The organism is Lentzea sp. NPDC036949, from assembly GCF_055608075.1.
Genome location: NZ_JBVJRA010000010.1, coordinates 185,422 through 203,393, shown reverse-complemented (window position 1 = coordinate 203,393; position 17,972 = coordinate 185,422). Strand labels below are relative to the sequence as shown.

General features: G+C 73.0%; 9 protein-coding genes. 2 read left to right on the top strand and 7 right to left on the bottom strand.

Going from position 1 to position 17,972, the window contains the following annotated elements; genetic code table 11:
- The first annotated feature begins 220 nt into the window (after positions 1-220).
- Together ACZ7CD_RS27250 and ACZ7CD_RS27245 are read left to right on the top strand one after the other, a co-directional pair.
- On the top strand, positions 221-1,141 hold the full coding sequence (locus ACZ7CD_RS27250) for an ArsR/SmtB family transcription factor (RefSeq protein WP_470371155.1): 921 nt from the start codon (positions 221-223) through the stop codon (positions 1,139-1,141).
- Between the two features lie 19 nt (positions 1,142-1,160).
- Positions 1,161-2,552 carry a BTAD domain-containing putative transcriptional regulator gene (locus ACZ7CD_RS27245; RefSeq protein ID WP_470379993.1) on the top strand — a complete coding sequence of 464 codons (1,392 nt, stop codon included), beginning with the start codon at positions 1,161-1,163 and terminating at the stop codon, positions 2,550-2,552.
- A 94-nt stretch (positions 2,553-2,646) separates the two neighbouring features.
- Here the strand turns inward: ACZ7CD_RS27245 and ACZ7CD_RS27240 are convergent, their stop codons facing one another.
- The 7 genes from ACZ7CD_RS27240 to ACZ7CD_RS27210 form a co-directional block, all read right to left on the bottom strand.
- Entirely contained in the window at positions 2,647-4,449 is a 1,803-nt protein-coding gene (locus tag ACZ7CD_RS27240) for an SWIM zinc finger family protein (protein ID WP_470379992.1), read from the bottom strand.
- Positions 4,446-5,549: a VWA domain-containing protein gene (locus ACZ7CD_RS27235; protein ID WP_470379991.1), complete on the bottom strand. Its 1,104-nt coding sequence runs from the start codon at positions 5,547-5,549 to the stop codon at positions 4,446-4,448. Before ACZ7CD_RS27235 ends, ACZ7CD_RS27240 begins: the two co-directional genes overlap by 4 nt.
- Positions 5,546-7,762: a DUF5682 family protein gene (locus ACZ7CD_RS27230; protein ID WP_470379990.1), complete on the bottom strand. Its 2,217-nt coding sequence runs from the start codon at positions 7,760-7,762 to the stop codon at positions 5,546-5,548. The genes ACZ7CD_RS27235 and ACZ7CD_RS27230 overlap by 4 nt, the downstream gene beginning before the upstream one ends.
- On the bottom strand, positions 7,762-8,832 hold the full coding sequence (locus ACZ7CD_RS27225; RefSeq protein ID WP_360392849.1) for an ATP-binding protein: 1,071 nt from the start codon (positions 8,830-8,832) through the stop codon (positions 7,762-7,764). The genes ACZ7CD_RS27230 and ACZ7CD_RS27225 overlap by 1 nt, the downstream gene beginning before the upstream one ends.
- Positions 8,829-12,632 (bottom strand): WGR and DUF4132 domain-containing protein, encoded by a 3,804-nt coding sequence (locus ACZ7CD_RS27220; RefSeq protein WP_470379989.1) that lies wholly within the window; start codon positions 12,630-12,632, stop codon positions 8,829-8,831. The genes ACZ7CD_RS27225 and ACZ7CD_RS27220 overlap by 4 nt, the downstream gene beginning before the upstream one ends.
- Positions 12,629-16,216, bottom strand: coding sequence for a DUF4132 domain-containing protein (locus ACZ7CD_RS27215; protein ID WP_470379988.1), 3,588 nt, complete (start codon positions 16,214-16,216; stop codon positions 12,629-12,631). Before ACZ7CD_RS27215 ends, ACZ7CD_RS27220 begins: the two co-directional genes overlap by 4 nt.
- 90 nt (positions 16,217-16,306) lie before the next feature.
- Complete coding sequence (locus ACZ7CD_RS27210; protein WP_470379987.1) at positions 16,307-17,860, bottom strand: glycoside hydrolase family 13 protein; 1,554 nt, start codon at positions 17,858-17,860, stop codon at positions 16,307-16,309.
- Between the last annotated feature and the right edge of the window lie 112 nt (positions 17,861-17,972).

Sequence of the window (17,972 nt, the reverse complement as noted above, 5' to 3'; positions counted from 1 at the left end):
CGACTCATTCCGATGCACTCGACAGGGTGACGCCCGCCGATCTTCCGCAGGGCGGTCGTTGAACCGCGACGACACCCGTGACCTGCTGTTCGAGCTTGTCGAGCAGGGCGGTCCGCCGGTCTGACATTGTCCACCGATCGTTGTACACCGGAACAACTCTGAGACCGGACAACGAAATCTGCGTACCGTCGGAAGTGCTTGCACTCCGGGGGGAACGCAAATGCCGATCGTGTTGTCCGAATCCGCGCCCAAGGGACGTGGACTGACCATTCTCTTCGAGCTGGAAGACCTCGCGCGCACCCGTTTCGCACCGGCCCCGCTGCCGATGTACGAACTGGTGTTCACGGTGCACAGCGGCAACTGGGACCGCCTGCTGCTGCCGCAGATCCGCCCGCTCGCCGAGCTCGTGCGACCGGGGCGGTTCATCCCGGACTTCTTCAACTCCGCGCGCGCCGACTTCGACGAGGCCGTGCGCCAGGTGCTCGACGTGCCCGCGACCCGCGTGCGCGACCAGATCGCGACCATGCTCGGCACCACCTCTCCGTGGCTGCGCTCGTTCGCCGCGGGCACGCCCACCTCGCGCCAGGACCTGCGCGCGGCGCTGAACGCCGGCTACCGCGACCTGATCGAGCACGACTGGCCGGAGACCCGCCAGGCGTTCGACGCGGAGGTGCGGCTGCGGTCCAGCCAGGCCGTGACCGGCGGCCTGGGCGACCTGCTCGGCAACCTGCACCCGTCGATCTCCTGGACCGCACCCGCCCTGCACGTGGAGCTCGCCTGGGACACCGAGATCTCGTTGCGCGGCACCGGAATGCTCATCGTCCCGGTGCTGCACGGCCTCACCCGCCCGGCCGTGTCGATGTTCGCGGAACCACAACCGCTGCTCTTCTACCCGGTCGCCACACCCCAGCCCGGCGGCGCCTCCCTGGAGCTGGCCCTGGGCCGCACCCGCACCCTCGTGCTGCGCGCCCTCACGTCCGAACGCACCACCACCGAGCTCGCCCGGCACGTGGGCATCAGCCTGCCCACCGCCTCACAGCACGCGACCGCACTGCGCACCGCCGGTTTCGTGTCGACCCACCGCAACGGCCGTTCCGTCCGCCACCGCCTGACCAGGCGCGGCTGGGAACTGCTCACCTGACCGCCACCGGGAGGCCCGCATGACCGTGCTGCCGCGGTACCGCACCGACCCGAGCCCACGCGCGCTGGCCACCCGCCTGCGCGCCCTGCTCACCGCCGACGTCCCCGTCGCGTGCGGCGTCTACGCCGGCCTGACCGACCCCGTGCCGACGTCCGCCCTGCACGCCCGCATCACACACGCGATGGCGCGCGCGTTCGTGGCCGGCGAGTCCGCCGCCGTACCCCGCTTCTCCCCGCCACCCTCGGCCCAGCTGCGGCTGCTGACCGCGGCCAGCCGGGGCCGCCTGGACGGCGCCGGCGCCGACATGACGACGTTCCCGGTGGACCTGGCCTCGGAACTGTGGTGGCGGGTGCACGCCCACGCGGGCGAGCCGTCGCTGCGCCCCGCCGAACGCCGGGTGGCCTGCGACCTGTTCCTGCGCCTCGGCTACCCGCACCGCGCCGCGTCCGTGATCGGCCTGACCGTGGCCGACGCGCGCAACCACACGTTCGCCGCCGAGTTCGCCGCGGAACAGCTCGCGGTCCTGCGCTGCCACCTGCCCGCCCCGGCAGTGGAGGCGCTCGCACTGCGCGGCGCCCGCTCCGGCCTGCCCGCCGCCACCCGGCGGGACCTGGCCCTGTTCGTGGTGTTCCGCGCCGCGGCCACCGGAGTGGACTCGACGTCCCTGCACGCGGCCGCCGCACTGGCGATGAGGGCCGCCTCGGAACTGCCGCACGCGGGCTTCTCCGACGCGTTGGCACGGGTCCGCCTGCACCGGGCCGTCGCCGCGATCCCGTTCGTGCGGCGCGACATCGTGGAAACCCACCGCCTGCTCGGCCGGGCCGTGGAGGGCCTGACCTCCGTCGCACCGGGCGAGGCGGAGTTCGACCGCCTGGCGTGGGCCGACGAGGCCTACGCCCTCCACGCCCTCCTCGTGCAGACGCACCTGGCGATCGGCCTGGGCCAACGCGCGGTCGGCCACGCCGACGAACTGGTCGCCCTGAGCCCCGGCGACGACCGCACGTGGGCGTTGCGCGGCGACGCACTGGTCTCCTGCGGGCGGCTGGAGGAAGCCGTGGAGGCGTACACGCAAGGCGTGGCGCTGGGCGGCTGGGGTGCGGCTCGGGCGGCCCACCTGCGGGGGTTCGCGCTGCAACGGCTCGGGCGGGCGGTGGAGGCGGAGGCGGACTTCCTGCTGGCACACCGGATCGACCCGACCGCGTCGGTGGGCGGAGTGGGGGTCGCGGCGGGGCGAAAGGCGATGGCCGGGCGTGTCGGCGCTGGTGCTCCTTCCGCTGTCGTCGCGGCGACGGTGCCGGTCGTGTGGGCGGTTCCGGCGGACCAAGCCGTGCCAACGGTTCAGGCCGTGCCAGCGGTTCAGGCCGTGCCGACAGCGTCCACGTCCGCTGCGTCCAGCGGGTCTGGCGGGTAGACAGGCCGCTCGACCCGCACCGCGCCTTGCCGTCAGCTCTGCCTCGCCCTGCTCAATCTCCCGCCTGCCCTCCCGAGCCGCCCCCTGGCGCCGGTCAGCGGGCGTCGGCCGTCACCAGCAGCCTGAGGTGCGCGGCGACCCAGGTCTGCGAGCTCGGCCCGTCGGCGAAGGCCGTCAGGCGTGCCGCCGCCGTCCGCAGGCCGAGGCGGTGCAGGTGGGCGGCGACCTCGCGGGTGCGGGCGAGCAGGCTCGGGGACAGGTGGTCGAGGCCGCGGTGCGCGGCCTCGGAGGAGACCGTCAGCGCGCTGTCGATGGCCGCGGTCAGCGCGTCCGCGGTCGTGTCACCCGGCGGTAACTGCTGGGGTGCGGTGCCGGTGGCCAGGTCCAGGACCACGACACCGGACTCGGTGTGCACGGCCAGCGGGTCGATCACCAGGGTGCCGCGGTGGCGGCGCACGGAACCGGTGATCGTGGTCGGCGAGGAGCGCAGGGCGGTGGCCAGGGCGTCGAGCGCGTGTGGTGCCACGGCGCGGTGAGCGGCCTCCAGGCGGCAAGTGCCGGTCGGGTTGTGGAGGGCCGCGGTCAGGCGTTGCGCGGCCGGGTCGTACGCCACGTCCGACACCTCGGTGACGTGCAGGGCGCGGACCAGCTCCGCCTCGACGCGGGCGCGGACCTGGCGGGGTGGCAGGTCGGCCAGGGCCGCGGCGGTCGCGGGGTAGTCGGTGACGACCAGGGCGAGCGGCAGGTCGTCCCAGGCGGTGCCGACCGGGGTGAGGGACGTCTTGGCGACACGGCTGGTCTTCAGGGTCACCACGCGGCTGGCGCTGCGGGTCGCGGACTCGGACACGACGTTCGAGGCGGCCAGGCGCACGGCGGTGCGCAGCGGGGTGTCGCGCTGGACCAGGACCACGTCACCCGAGGCGAGGTACACGTCGGCGGTGGTCTCGGTGCGGCGGCGGGCGCCCAGCGCGGTCAGGCGGACGCGGCGCAGCGGGGTTTCAGCTGGCTCGTCGAAGCCGAGGACCTCGGCGCGCGGACCGGTCGCGGTGGTGCGGGCGTGCAGCTCGGTGAGCAGGGCGGCGAACTGCTCGGCCGCGTAGTCGGCGCTGCGGGTGCGGTAGGCGGTGAGCTGGGCGAGCAGGTCCGCGATCACCGCGGCCGGCCAGTGCAGGCGCTGGGCGGTCAGGTCCCGGTGCAGGCGGTGCCACGCGGCGTCGAGGACCTCGCTCGCGTTCGTGGCACCGTCGAGCAGGAGCTGGTCGAGCAGGTCGGTGACCGCAGTCAGATCCGTTGCCGTGGTGGGAGATCCGCCGACGTCCACGGTGTCCGCGCCGGTGGCGTCCGCCGCGCGGAACGCCCACACCGCCAGGGCCGTGGCCTCCTCGCGGTGGACGGCGTCGGTGTGGACGTAGGACAGGTCGCCGGGCACCAGGAACGTCACCGTGCAGGTCGGCAGCTCCGCCTGCGCCGTCTGGTCCTCCGCGGTCGGGCGGCGCAGCTTCGCGCGGTACCCGGCCTGGAACGCCCGGCGGGCGCGGCGCAGGGTGCGCTCGCCCATCAACGCCGTCAGGTCCTCGTCGGTCACCGCGCCCGGCGACCACAGCTCGACCGGTGCGCTCGCCGGCCCGGTCCGCTGGTAGGCGAGCACCACCGCGATGCGGTGGCGGCACACACCGGCCGCGCCACAGCTGCACCGCGCCGCGTCGAGCGCGGTGTTCGGCGGCAGCGTCGTGGTCGTGCCGTCCGGGAACTTCCCCTGGACGGTGCCCGCCGGGTCGGTGTCGAGCGCGGGCACGACCCCCGCGTCGAGCTCCTTGACCGCGCGTTTCACCAGCCCGCGGTTGGCGAGCGCGGCCAGCGCGTCCGGGGTCAGCGCGAGCAGGTCGGGTCTGGTCACCTGAGTTTCTCCGCAACGAATTCGGCGAGCTCGCCAGGGGTCATCGCGCCGACGTGGGCGCCCGCGTTCGCCAGGCGCTGGCCCAGCACGCGGTCGTAGTCCGGGTTCGCCTGCTCGTCCAGCGCTGCCAGGCACAGCACGTGGGTGCCCTGCTCGCACAGGTCCTTCACGACGCGGACCAGGCGTTCCGGGTTGCCGCCCTCGTAGAAGTCGCTGATGATCGCGACGACCGCCCTGCGCGGGCTGTCCACGAGCCCGGCGCCGTACGCGGCGGCCTTGGCGATGTCCGTGCCACCGCCGAGCTGCACCTTCATCAGCAGCTCGACCGGGTCGGTCACGTCCGAGGTCAGGTCCACCACGTTCGTGTCGAACGCGATCAGGTGCGTGCGCAGCCCCGGCAGACCCCACAGGCAGGCCGCGGTGACCGCGGAGTGGATCACCGAGCCGGTCATCGACCCGGACTGGTCCACCAGCAGGATCACCTGCCACTGCTCGACGTGCTTGCGGTTGCGGGAGAAGAACTTCGCGTGCTCGATCGACAGCTTGCGCTCGTCGGGCCGGTAGCGCTGCAGGTTCGCCCTGATCGTGGCGCGGAAGTCGAAGTTGCGCGAGTTGCGGTGGATGCTCGGCCGCCGCGACCGCGTGCCGCTGAACGCCTGCCGCACCTCGGTCTTCAGCTTCTCCACCAGCTGCCGGACGACCGCCTCGACGATCTTGCGGGCCATCGCGAGCACGGCCGGGTTCATCAGGTGCTTGGTCCGCAGCACCGCGCGCAGCAACGCCGCGTTGGGTTCGATCCGTTGCAGCACCTCGGGGTCCGTGACGATGTCGGTGATCTCGTACCGCTCGACCGCGTCGCGTTCCAGCCGTTCCACCGTCTCCTTCGGGAACAGCGCGTGCACCTCGTCCAGCCAGTCGACGGTCTGCACGACCGAGTCCTGGTTGCCGCCCTTGCGCACACCGCGCTGGGCCAGCTCGGGATCACGCCCGTAGAGCCACTCCAGCGCCGCGTCCCTTCGTGCCGCCTCGCCCCGCAGACCCCCGGCGCAGCGCGCGGAGGGCTCACCGAGGATCAGCCGCCAGCGTTCCATGTCCGTCATGCCAGCCCGCCCTTCACCAGCAGCCCGTCGACCCGCCGTTCCACCGCCAGCGCCTCCGCCACGAGCACCGGGTCGGTGTCGAGCCGGGTCACGGCGCGCGCGTCGCCGTCGGCCCCGCGGTGCTCCAGCACGGTCGCCGCGATCGTCTCCCGTTCCCTGGGCGGGAAGTAGCCGAAGGCAAGCCGCAACGCGGGCAGCGCCACCAGGAACTCCTCCTCGGTCATCGCGCTGACCAGCTCGTCCAGCACACCGACCAGCTCAGGGCTCGCGAGCACCTCCTCGCGCGCCACCGCGAACAGCCCGGCGAGCCAGTCGCCCAGCGCCGTGACGGTCCTGACCTTGCGCACGTCCGGCTGCGCACCCAGCGACCAGGCCAGCCCGAGCGCGGCACCGCGCAGGTCCGGTGGCGCCTGCACGTCCTCGCTCACCCTGGTCGCCACGCCCGTCACGTCCGCGATGTCGAGCGACAGCGCGGACTTCGCGTGCAGCACCGCGTCCCTGGTCGCCGCCATCGCCCGCAACCGGTCCGGGTCGGCCGGGGCCGGCCCGCCGTGCAGGCCCTCGACCAGCCACAGCACCCTGGTCGTGCCGGCGTCGACCACCGCGCCCAGCAACGGGTCCTTCGCCGTGCCGAACAACCGGTCGTGCCGCCACAGCCCCAGCACACCGCTCAGCACGTGGCCCAGCGCCGCGAGGTCACCGGTCTCCCGCACGCCCTCGTTCAGCGCCTCCTTGACCTTGCCCGACAACGTGGAGATGCCGCACAGCACCGCGTCGAACAGGACCACGGCCAGCTCCTGCAACTGGGCGTGCCTCGCCCGCCGCTCCAGCACCGCCCCGGCCGCCTCCGGCAGCGTGGCACCGTGCTCGGCGGCCTCGATCAACGCCGCCAGCCGCTCCTCCGCCGGCCGCAGCACCCACTGCTCCTCCAGCACCGGTGCCGCGCCCCGGTCCGGCCCGCTGGTGCGGTGGAAACCGGGAATCCGCAGCGCCCGCAGGCGGTGCAGTACCCGGCTGCGCTCCAGCGACCGCGGCTCGGTGAGGTCGAGCGACAGCGTGCCCTCGTGGTCGAGGCCGTGCGTGCGCAGCAGCTCCTGCACCGCGCCGACCAACGGCGGCGCCGGCGTGCTCGGGTGCAGCCGGCCGACCTGCTCACCGCGCAGCGCGCCGAGCATCTCGACCAGCGCCGGGTGCGCACCCGGCTGCAGCGTGCCCCGGCGCGACCACGGCGGTGGCTGCGTCAGGTCCTCGGAGATCAACGCACTGGTCAGGCCGTCCAGCACGTCCGTGCGCGCGAGCTGCTCGTGCCCGCGCAACCGCGCCAGCGCCCCGGCCTGCGTGCGCGCGGCGATCAGGTCGGCCGTCGACACCGGCTGCTGCCTGCGCCGCAGCCGCGTCGCCACCGACTCGACGAGCCAGTCCGCCGCCCGCTGCGCACCCTGCTCCCAGACCTGCTGGTAGTAGCCGGGTGACGGCATGCCCGACTGGTAGCCGGTGAACGCGTCCAGCCGCGCGTGCGAGTACGGCACGAGGTAGCTGGCGCCCCGTTCGCGTTCGGGCACCTCCGGCCACTCGGCGGTGTCGTCCCCGGGGGAGGCGGCGAGCATCGCCCTGAGCGCGGGCGTGTGGAAACCACCGGTGACCACGACGACCGGCCGGTCCCCGGCCTCACCCACCGCGGCCCGAACCCAGCGCGCCATGTACTCCTCGCGCGCCGAGTCGCCCTCGTCCGCCGTGGCCGTTCCGCGCAGCAGGTCGAAGTACTCGGCGAGCCCCCGCGGGTCCTGCACGGACTCGAAGAGGTGGTCCCACAGCACGTCGACGTTGTCGACCGCGAACTCCCGGCACAGCCGCTCGACCACCTCGGTGTAGCGCAGCTCCGCGTCGGCGTACCGGTTGCTGACGTCGCGGAACGCCCTGTGCCACGCGGGCAGGTCGATGAACCTGACCTCCGCCCCGCAGCGGCGTGCCTCCGCGATCGCCACCCACTCCGGCGAGTAGTCGCAGAACGGTGCCCACGACGCGTGCTCGTCGGAGTAGCTGAACAACGCGATCGGCAGCTCGTGGCCCAGCAGCAGCTCGTCGATGCGGTCGTTGAAGTCCGCGGGGCCCTCGATCAGCACGTACGCCGGCTGCTGCGCGGAGATGGTGGCGGCGACCAGCCGGGCACAGGCGGGACTGTGGTGCCGGACGCCGACGAACACGGCCCCCATCAGCCGGGCAGCAGGTGCCGGGCGCGGTGCAGCTCCTGCCACTGCTTGCCCTTGCGGCGCGGCGCGTGCTGCTCCAGGTACCGCCGCAGCCGGGCCAGGTCCTCGGCGTTGTCCTTGGCCGCCGTGCCCGCCAGGCACTCGACCACGTCCGCCGCCGACCCCTGCTCACCGCGCAGGAACCACCCGCGCAGCCCGACCGCGTGGGCCACCGACACCGCCTCCGCCGTGCTCATGACGGTGGTGAGCCGGTCGCTGCCCTCCCGCAGGTCCCGGAACGTCCTGACCAGGACCTCCAGCACGTCCCGCTTCGGCGCGAGCTGCACACCGGACCGGTCGAGCAGCTTCGCGGCCTCCTGCTCGACCAGCGCCAGCTCGGTGTCGAAGTCCGCGATGGGGAACACCGTCTCGAAGTTGAACCGCCGCTTGAGCGCCGCGCTCATCTCGTTGACACCGCGGTCGCGCGTGTTCGCCGTGGCGATCACGTTGAACCCGTCCTGCGCGAACACCATGCCGTCCGGGCCGTTCAGCTCCCCGATCGCCATCACCCGGTCCGACAGCATCGACAGCATGCAGTCCTGCACCTCGAGCGGGCAGCGGGTGATCTCCTCGAACCGCACGACCTTGCCCTCGGCCATGCCCCGCAGCATCGGCGCCGGCACCAGCGACCGCGGCGACGGTCCCTCCGCCACCAGCAGCGCGTAGTTCCACGAGTACTTGATCTGGTCCTCGGTGGTCGCCGCGCCGCCCTGGATCGTGAGCGTTGACTCGCCGCACACCGCCGCCGCGATCAGCTCGGACAGCAGCGACTTCGCCGTGCCCGGCTCACCGACGAGCATCAGCCCGCGGCTGGTCGCGAGCGTGACCAGCGCCCGGTCCACGAGCGACGGGTCGCCGACGAACTTCTTGCTGACACCGCGCTTCTCGTCGCCGACGACGAACCGCCGCGCGGCTTCGAGGCTCAGCGCCCAGCCCGGCGGCTTCGGCGCGGTGTCGGAGTCGCGCAGGCGGGCGAGCTCGTCGGCGTAGCGGACCTCGGCCGGTGGGCGCTGCATCGTCTGGGTGCTGGTCATGGCTGAAGGGACTCCAGTTCGGAGAGGAGCTCGGAGGTCGTGATCGGGTCGACCTCGTACGAGCGAGGTGCGTCCTTGGGCGCGGACCACGTGCCGCGGCCGCTGGGGGAGAACCACATGTCGCTGAAACCGACCTCGGGGAAGACGTCGACGGCACCGACCGCGATGCCGGGGTCGAGCGACGCGACGAGCGCTCCGCCGCCGGGGAACGGCCGGGTGATCCAGCACTCGACGCCGGCGTCCTGCGGCTCGCCGCGGACCCAGCCCTTCTTCGTCAGCCCGAGGACCTTGCCGATCGGGTGTGGCGTGTTGCAGTACTTCTTCAAGCGGGGCAACAGGTCCTCACCGGCCGGCAGGACGTGCCGCGGCCGGCCGAGCTGCGGGAACGGCTGCAGGATCTCGTAGTCGGCGAACACCTCGCCCCACGCCGCCAGCGAGTCGCCGAGCGCGACCGGGTGCGCGACCCGCACGGTCGCGTCCGCGGGCAGCGCCACCTCGTCGTCGTTCGAGTCGGCGAGCGTGCGGTCCTCGGCGAGGCGGAACGACAGCCCCGAGTCGGTGAGCCACACCAGCCGGCGGACGATGTGCCACAGCAGCGGGTGCGCGGCGAGCACCGTCTGGAACTCCTCGGCCGTCCACGTGCGCTGGTCGACCATCGCCCGCTCCAGCCGCTGGATCTGGTCGGAGGCGACGGTGCGGACGTCCTTCTTCAACGCCGAGAACCGCTTGTGCTCCACCGGGGCGAGGTCCTGGTCGTCCTTGGCACCCGGTTTGGGCAGGTCCTTGCGGCGCTTGCCGTCCGGGTCCAGCACGTAGGGCTTGAGCTGTTCGTCGAAGCCGACGCGGAACTGGCGCGGGCCGTAGTCGATCACCAGCGAGGCCGCGTCGTCCAGGCCCAGGCGCGGCACCAGCCGGTCCGCGAGCTGTTCCCGCGAGAGCCCCAGCTCTGCGGCGATCTGCGAGACCTTCTCCTGCGCCCGCGTCTTGAGGCCCTTGAACGGCACCTTCTCGGCGATGCTGTTCAGGTGCGACAGCGCCACCTCGGTGCCGATGTCGGCGAGCACGTCGAGACCGGCGACCGCCCTGGCGTGCTGGCTGGCACCCGGCCAGGCGCGGATCAACGGCGACAGCGCGCGCACCGTCGTGTCGTCGCCGAACCAGCCCAGCGCGTGCAGCGCCCAGCTCTCCTTGGACGAACCCGACCGGTGCCACTGCTCGAACACCGCCCACGCGAACGTGGCCAGCGACGCGGGATCGAGCGCCTCACGCGCGACCGGCAGCCCGGCGTAGACCTCACCGGGCTTGGACAGCGCGGCGGTCATCAGCAGGTGGCTCGCCGCCTGCGGGGACAGCGCGTGCTTGCGGTCGCGCAGCAGCACCTGCGGCAGCAGCCGGGTGTCGGCCCACTCGCCGATGGCCGGCAGCTTCGCGGGCAGCACGTCCACCGGGTCGACCGACAGCACGGCGTCGACCGCCGCCTGCGCACCGCACTCCGCGGCGAGTCCCGCCACGTCGACCCCGAGTCCGTGCAGGTGCCGCAGGGCCGCCTCGGCGTCACGGCGGGCGGTACCGGCCTTGCCCGCGGCCACCGGGATGAGCAGCCGGGCGGCCTGCTCGCGGTGCCGGGCGAGCCACGCGAGCCCCCAGCGCCGGGGCTGCTTGGTCCGCGCGAACCACCCGGCCATCACCACCGCCACCTCGGCCGTGGCGAACGGCACCAGCACCACGCCACCGGCACCCGGAGTGGACTGCGCGAGCAGTGTCAACGGCGGCACCGCGTCCAGCTCGAACCGCGCGGCGATCCGCTTGCCCCACTCCTCGACGCTGTAGGTGTATTTCGGAGTCCACTGCGCCAGCAGCGGCCGCACCTCGTTCTCGGGCGCCGCCAGGAACAGGTCGTTGTCGTAGTAGCCGATGTTGCCGCTCTTGAAGTCCTTGAGCAGCTTGCGCCAGCTGTGGTGGGCGGTGATCCACTCGCGGCCGGACTCCAGCCACTGGTCGCGTTCACCGTCCTCCCACCGCACCGACGGCGCCGGCAGCGGCAGGCCGGTCAGCACCACGGGCTTCGGCGCCGGCCTGCGGTCCAGCCACGGCGGCGCCGCCAGCAGCGGCGGCAGCTGACCGGGTTCGGCCTCCGGCCACACGTCCACCTCGTGCTCCGCGATCACCGCCAGGACCTCGGCCGGCACCTCCAGCTCGGGGTGCGACATCAGGTGAGCGGTCAGCAGCCGGCGCATCTCGTCGTCGCGTCCGGCCCGTTCCCCCAGCAGCCGGGCCGCCCGCCGCGGGAACGCCGCCATCGCCGACAGCACAGCGGGACGCACGTACTTCGCGGTCAACCGGTCGAGCAGGACCGTGAACGCCTCATCGGTCGGCAGCACCGCGAGCACCTTCACCGCCTGCTTGCGGCCGTCCGCCCAGCCGTACTCCTCGTCGAGCTCCTGCGCCAGCAACGGTGCGATGGCCGGCCCCAGCACGTAGGCCGCCGTGTACAGCACGAACGCCGAGTTGGTCAGCGACGCCTCGGCACGCACGAAGTCCTCGTAGCTGCGCGCCGTGCACGGCAGCATCCACCACTTGCTCGACGTGTGCGGCAGCGCGCAGACCTCGGCGAACCAGTCGGACCGCTCCGGCACCAGGAACGATCGCAGCTCCTTCACCCGGCCCGTCGCGCCCATCTCCTCCAGGGCGGTCTCGGCGGCGGCCCGTTCCGCGTCGTCCGCGACCGCGAGCGCGTACCGCACGGCGATGAGCATCTTGGCCTCGGCGGTGTCGGCCGCCGCGTGGAAACCGTCGGTCACCCGGTGCAGGCAGGCCTTGCCCCAGGCCGCCTTCCTGGCGTTCCACTCGTCGGAGAACGTCAGTCCCATGAACTCGACGACCGCCTCGGCGGCGAACGCCGCGCCGTGGTCGGCGATCCACGCGTGCACCACCGGCTGACCGGACGAAGTGATGGTCGCGACCGCCGCCGCACCCAGGGGACTGGGCCGGCCGGCGAGGTGCCGGCGGGTCGCCTCGACGAGGTCGGGGGCCGCACCGGCCAGTGCGCGGTCGATCAGCTCGGCGTTGTCGGCGAACTGCCGGCGGGCCTTGGCTGCGAGGGCGGCGTCGAGGGTGAACTCCGGGGCCGGGTCCAGGCCGCGCTGCCGGATCACGGTGCGGGCCCAGGCCTTGGGCATCTCCCAAACGTCCTCGTCGACGGCGGGAGGTGGGGTGTCGGTCGGGGTGTTGGTTGGGGCGCCGGTCGGAGCGTCGGAGAGGGAGGAGGTGGAGGCGGCCGGTTGTGGGGTGGGCGAGGCCGACAGGGTGGAAGTGGTGGAGGACGGGGTGGTTGCGGGCTGGGCAGCGCTGGGTTGGGCAGCGCTGGGTTGGGCGGCGCCGGGTTGGGTCGCGGTGGGCTGGGCCGCAGCGGGCTGAGCGTTGGTGGGCTGGGCAGCGCCAGGCTGTGCGCCTGCGGGCTGCGCAGCGCTGGACTGGGCCGAGCCGCTGGAAGCCGGTGCCGTGCCGACTGTCGGTGCCGTGCCGAGTGCAGGTGCCGTGCCGCCCGTGGGCGCCGTGGCTGCCATCGTGCCGACGGCGGCGTAGCCCTTCTTCTCCTTCTCCGCCACCAGCTTCGCGACGTGGGCCGTGGCCTTCGCCTCGTCGGCGAGCTCCTTGACCTGGGTCTGGCCGGCCGTGCCGATCCGTCCGAAGCGGACGGTCACCTCCGTGCCGTTCTGGTCGACCTCCCAGAACTTCGCCGAGCTGCCGGAGACCAGCTCCCACCTGCGCACCGCGGTGCTCCTCTGGTTCGTGTTCACGACTGCAGGGACTCCAGTTCGGACAGCAGCTCGGAGGTCGTGATCGCGTCGACCTCGACCGCGGTCGAGGCATTCTGCTGGGCGGACCAGTAGCCCCGGCCGTCGGGGGAGTACCAGAGGTCGTCGAACTTGACCTCGGGGAAGACGTCGACCGCGCCGACCGCGATGCCGGGGTCGAGCGACGCCACCAGGGCGCCGCCTGCGGGGAGGGGGCGGGTGATCCAGCACTCGACGCCGGCGTCCTGGGGTTCGCCGCGGACCCAGCCCCTCTTCGTCAGGCCGAGGATCTTGCCCACCGGGTACGGCACGTCGCTGTACTTCTTCAGGTGCGGCAGGAGGTCCTCGCCCTCGGGCAGGACGTGCAGCGGGCGGCCGAGCTGGGGGAACGGCTGGAGGATCTCGTAGTCGGCGAACACCTCGCCCCACGCGTCCGCCGAGTCGCGCAGCTGCACCGGGTGCGCCACGCGGACGGTCGCGGTCTCGGGGAGGGTGACCTCGTCGTCGCCGGAGTCGGCCAGGGTGCGGTCCTCTGCGAGGCGGAACGACAGGCCCTCGTCGGTGAGCCACACCAGCCGGCGGACGATGTGCCACAGCAGCGGGTGCGCGGCGAGCACCGTCTGGAACTCCGCGGCGGTCCAGGTGCGCTGGTCGACCATGGCGCGTTCGAGGCGGTGGATCTGGTCGGCCGCGATCGTGCGGACGTCCTTCTTCAACCCCGCGTAGCGCTTGTGCTCCAGCGGGGCGAGGTCCTGGTCGTCCTTCGCGCCGGGTTTGGGAAGCTCCTTGCGGCGCTTGCCGTCCGGGTCCAGCACGTAGGGCTTGAGCTGTTCGTCGAAGCCGACGCGGAACTGGCGCGGGCCGTAGTCGATCACCAGCGAGGCCTCGTCGTCGAGGCCCAGGCGCGGCACCAGGCGGTCGGCCAGCTGGTCGCGGGACAGGCCCAGCTCGGCGGCGATCTGCGAGACCTTCTCCTGCGCGCGGGTCTTGAGGGCCTTGAACTTGACCTTCTCCGCGATGCTGTTCAGGTGCGACAGCGCCACCTCGGTGCCGATGTCGGCGAGGACGTCCAGACCCGTCACGGCCCTGGTGTGCTGGCTCTCGCCGGGCCAGGCGCGGATCAACGGCGCGAGCGCGCGCACCGTGCTGTCGTCGCCGAACCAGCCGAGCGCGGTCAGCGCCCAGCCCTCCTTCGACGGGGCACCGATCTCCAGCCAGCGCTGGAAGACCGTCCACGCGAACTCCGCCAGCGAGTCGCGGTCTAGCTGTTCGCGGGCGAGCAGCAGGCCCGCGTAGACGTCGCCGGGCTTGGACAGCGCGGCCGTCATCAGCAGGTGGCTCGCCGCCTGCGCGGACAGGGCCTGCTTGCGGTCGCGCAGCAGCACCTGCGGCAGCAGCCGGGTGTCGGCCCACTCGCCGATGGCCGGCAGCTTCGCGGGCAGCACGTCGACCGGGTCGACGGACAGCAGGGCGCGCAGACCCTCCGCCGCCGCCTTGGGCGCGGCGGCCACGACGTCCACGCCCGTGTTCTGCAGCTGGCGGAGCGCCGCCTCGGCGGCGCGGCGGTCGGCGCCGGGCTTGCCGAGCGCTGCGGGGACGAGCAGGCGCACGGCCGTCTCGCGGTGCCGGGCCAGCCACTCCAGGGCGACCTTGCGGACCTGCTTGAGCCGCACGAACCAGTCCGCCATCAGCGCCGCGACCTCGGGCGTGGCGAACGGCAGCAGGACCACGGCGTTGTTCGAGTTCGCCTCGGCCATCCGCAGCAGCGGCGGCAGCGCGTCCAGCTCGAACCGGGCGGCCAGCATCTTGCCGGTGAGCTCGGCACCCCAGCCCGTGTTCGGGTTCCAGTCGGCCAGCAGCGGGCGCACCACCTCCTCGGGCGCCAGCGCGAACAGGTTCCGCGCGCGGTAGGCGATCTTGCGCTCGTGGAACTCCACCAGGAGTTCCTGCCAGGTCTGGTAGGTGGTCCAGTAGCCCTCGCGGAGCCACTCCGAGCGTTCACCCGGCGCCCACACCACCGACGGCCCTGGCACCGGCAGGGCCGCCACGACGACCGGCTTCACCGGCGGCTTGCGGTGCAGCCACGGCGGTGCGGCCAGCACCGCGGGCAACGCCTCGGCCGGCGCCTCCGGCACCTGGTCGGTCTCGACGGGGGTGAACCCCTCGGGAGCCTCGACGTACGGGTGCGACATGAGGTGCGCGGTCAGCAGCTGCCGCACGGCCGCGTCGCTGCCCGCCCGCTCACCCAGCAGCCGGGCCGCCCGCCGCGGGAACGCCGCCATCGCCGCCAGCAGCGCGGGCCGCACGTACTTGGTGTCCAGCCGGTCGAGCAGGGCCGTGAACGCCTCGTCGCACGGCAGCTGCTGCAACACCCTCAACGCCTGCTTGCGCCGGTCCGACCGCTGGTAGGTGCTGTCGAGGTCGGCGGCGAGCAGCGGCGCGACCGCCGGTCCGAGCACGTACACCGCCGTGTACAGGACCGTCGTCCCCGTGTTCAGCGACGCGTGCGAACGGTCGACCTCGTCGAGCGTGCTGGCGCTGCAGATCGTCATCCACCAGCTCGCCCCGGACTGCGCCCGGCACGCCCGGTCGAACCAGTCGGCCCGCCACGTCACCAGATAGGCCCGCACCAACTCCGTGTCGGGGGTGCTCAACCGCTCCAGGACGGCTTCGGCCTCCGCGCGCTCCGCGTCGTCGGCCACGGCGAGCGCGTACCGGGTCGCCGTCAGCATCCGGCCCGTCGTGCTGTCCACCCGCGGGTGGACAGCGGCACCGTAGCGGTACAGGTGCGGCTCGCTGGGCGCGCTCCGCTGGGGCAGCCACTTGCTGCCGGCCTGGATGCCGAGGCTCTCGACCACGGCCTCCACCGCGAACGCGAGCCCGTGGTCGGCGATCCAGTGGTGCACCGTCGCCACGTCCTTGGCCGTCATGGCGGCCACGCAGGCGGCACCGACGGGGTTGTGCCGGCCGGCGAGGTGCTGGCGGGTGGCCTCGACCAGGTCGGGGTGGGAGTCCTCGGCGGCGAGGAGGCGGTCGGAGGTGGCGACCTGGTCCGCGGCGCGGGCGCGGGCGGTGGCGGCGAGCTCGGGGTCGAGGGTGAACTCGGGCGCCGGGTCGAAACCGCGCTGGCGGATGGCCTCGCGCAGCCACGCCTTCGGCATCCTCCAGGTGTCCTCGTCCACCACGGGCGGTGGGGAAGGAGGCGTGGAGGTGGGGGCGGTGCTCGGCTGGGACGGAGCGGGGGTGGCAGCCGCGGGCTGTGCGGCAGGCCGGCCGAGAGGCGCAGTGGCCGTCAAATGGCCGGTGGTGTGCGCTGTAGTGGCTGCGGGCCGGCTGGACGTCGACGGTGCGGCACCGGGCTGCACGGCCTTGGGAGAGGCAGCCGACGTGGAGCGGTAGCCCTTCTTCTCCTTCTCCGCCACCAGCTTCGCGACGTGCGCCGCGGCTGCCTCCGCCGAGGCGAGCTCCTTGGTCTGGGTCTGCCCGGCGGCGCCGAGGCGTCCGAAGCGGACGGTCACCGCCGACCCGGTCAGCTCCACCTCCCAGAACTTCGCCGAGCCACCGGAGACGAGCTCCCACCTGCGCACGCCGTACCCCCTGAGTCCAATCCGGAGTTGATGTCCTGGACCGTACTCAGGGGGTCTGACAATTTTCGGTGAACCGGGAAATCCGGCTGGTCAGAACCAGATCGCGGTGTCCGGCGGGAGCAGCAGCGAGCCGTCGCGCACCCCGTAGTACGACGAGGCCAGCAGCACGGCGCCGGGGTCGGGCAGGGCGACGACCTCACCGGACAGGTTCACCACGCACGACACCCGCCGGTCCTCGCGCGTGCGCGTGAACCACAGGACGTCCACGGGCCCGTCCACCCACGTCACGCCGTCTCCGGCGCCCAGCGCCGGGTGGTCGCGGCGCACGCGCAAAGCGGTGCGGTAGAACGACAACATCGAGTCCTGGTCGGCGGCCTGGACCTCGACGCTCAGCTTCGCCCAGTCCGCGGGCTGCGGCAGCCACGAGCCGCCGGTGCCGAACCCGAGCGACGGGCCCGACGCCGACCACGGCAGCGGCACCCGGCAGCCGTCGCGGCCGCGTTCGGTGTGGCCCGACCGCTCCCACATCGGGTCCTGCAACACCTCGTCGGGCAGGTCGAGCACCTCGGGCAGACCAAGCTCTTCGCCCTGGTAGATGTACGCGGAACCGGGCAGCGCCAGCATCAATGCCAGCGCAGCGCGCGCACGGCGCACACCGGTCTCGCCGCCGCCGTACCGCGTCACGTGCCGCTGAACGTCGTGATTGGACAGCACCCACGTGGTGGGCGCGCCCACCGGTGCCACCGCCGCCAGCGACGAGTCGATCACCGAGCGCAACGCGCCGGAGCTCCACTCGGCCGTGAGGTAGTGGAAGTTGAACGCCTGGTGCATCTCGTCGGGACGCAGGTACATCGCCGTGCGCTCGGCGGACGGCGTCCACGCCTCGGCCACGAGCACGCGGTCGCCGGGGTAGGAGTCCACCACCTTGCGCCACTCGCGGTGGATGTCGTGCACACCGTCCTGGTCGAAGAACGGCAGCGGCTCGGTGCCCAGCAGCTTCAGCTGGTCGGTGTGCCCGATGTCGGGCAGCCCGGCCGCCTTGACCATGCCGTGCGCCACGTCGACCCGGAACCCGTCGACGCCGAGGTCCAGCCAGAACCGCAGCACCGACAGGAACTCCTCGCGCACCTCCGGCAGGTCCCAGTTGAGGTCCGGCTGCTCGGGCGCGAACAGGTGCAGGTACCAGGACCCGTCGGCCACGCGCGTCCACGCCGGGCCGCCGAACACCGACTCCCAGTCGTTGGGCGGCTGGTCGCCGACGCCCTCGCGGAAGACGTACCGCTCCCGGTTGCGGCCGGCCAGCGCCTCCTGGAACCACTCGTGCCGGTCGGAGCTGTGGTTCGGCACGATGTCGACGATCACGCGGATGCCGAGCCCGTGGGCGTCCTCGACCAGCGACCGCACGTCGTCGAGCCCGCCGAACGACGGGTCCACCGCGCGGTAGTCGGCCACGTCGTAACCGCCGTCGGCCATCGGCGAGGCGTAGAACGGCGTGATCCACACCGCGTCGACGCCCAGGTCGCGGAGGTAGGGCAGGCGTGAGCGGATGCCGGGCAGGTCACCGACGCCGTCGCCGTTCGAGTCGGCGAAGCTGCGCACGTAGACCTGGTAGATGACGGCGTGTCGCCACCAGTCCTGGGACATGTCCTTGCCTTCCGTGGGTGCGGTGTCAGCGATCCAGGAAAGTCGTTGCAAAAGTTTTCCGCAAGTCGCCAGGAGGATTACTTGAGAAGCAGGCGTAATCCTGCAAACTTTT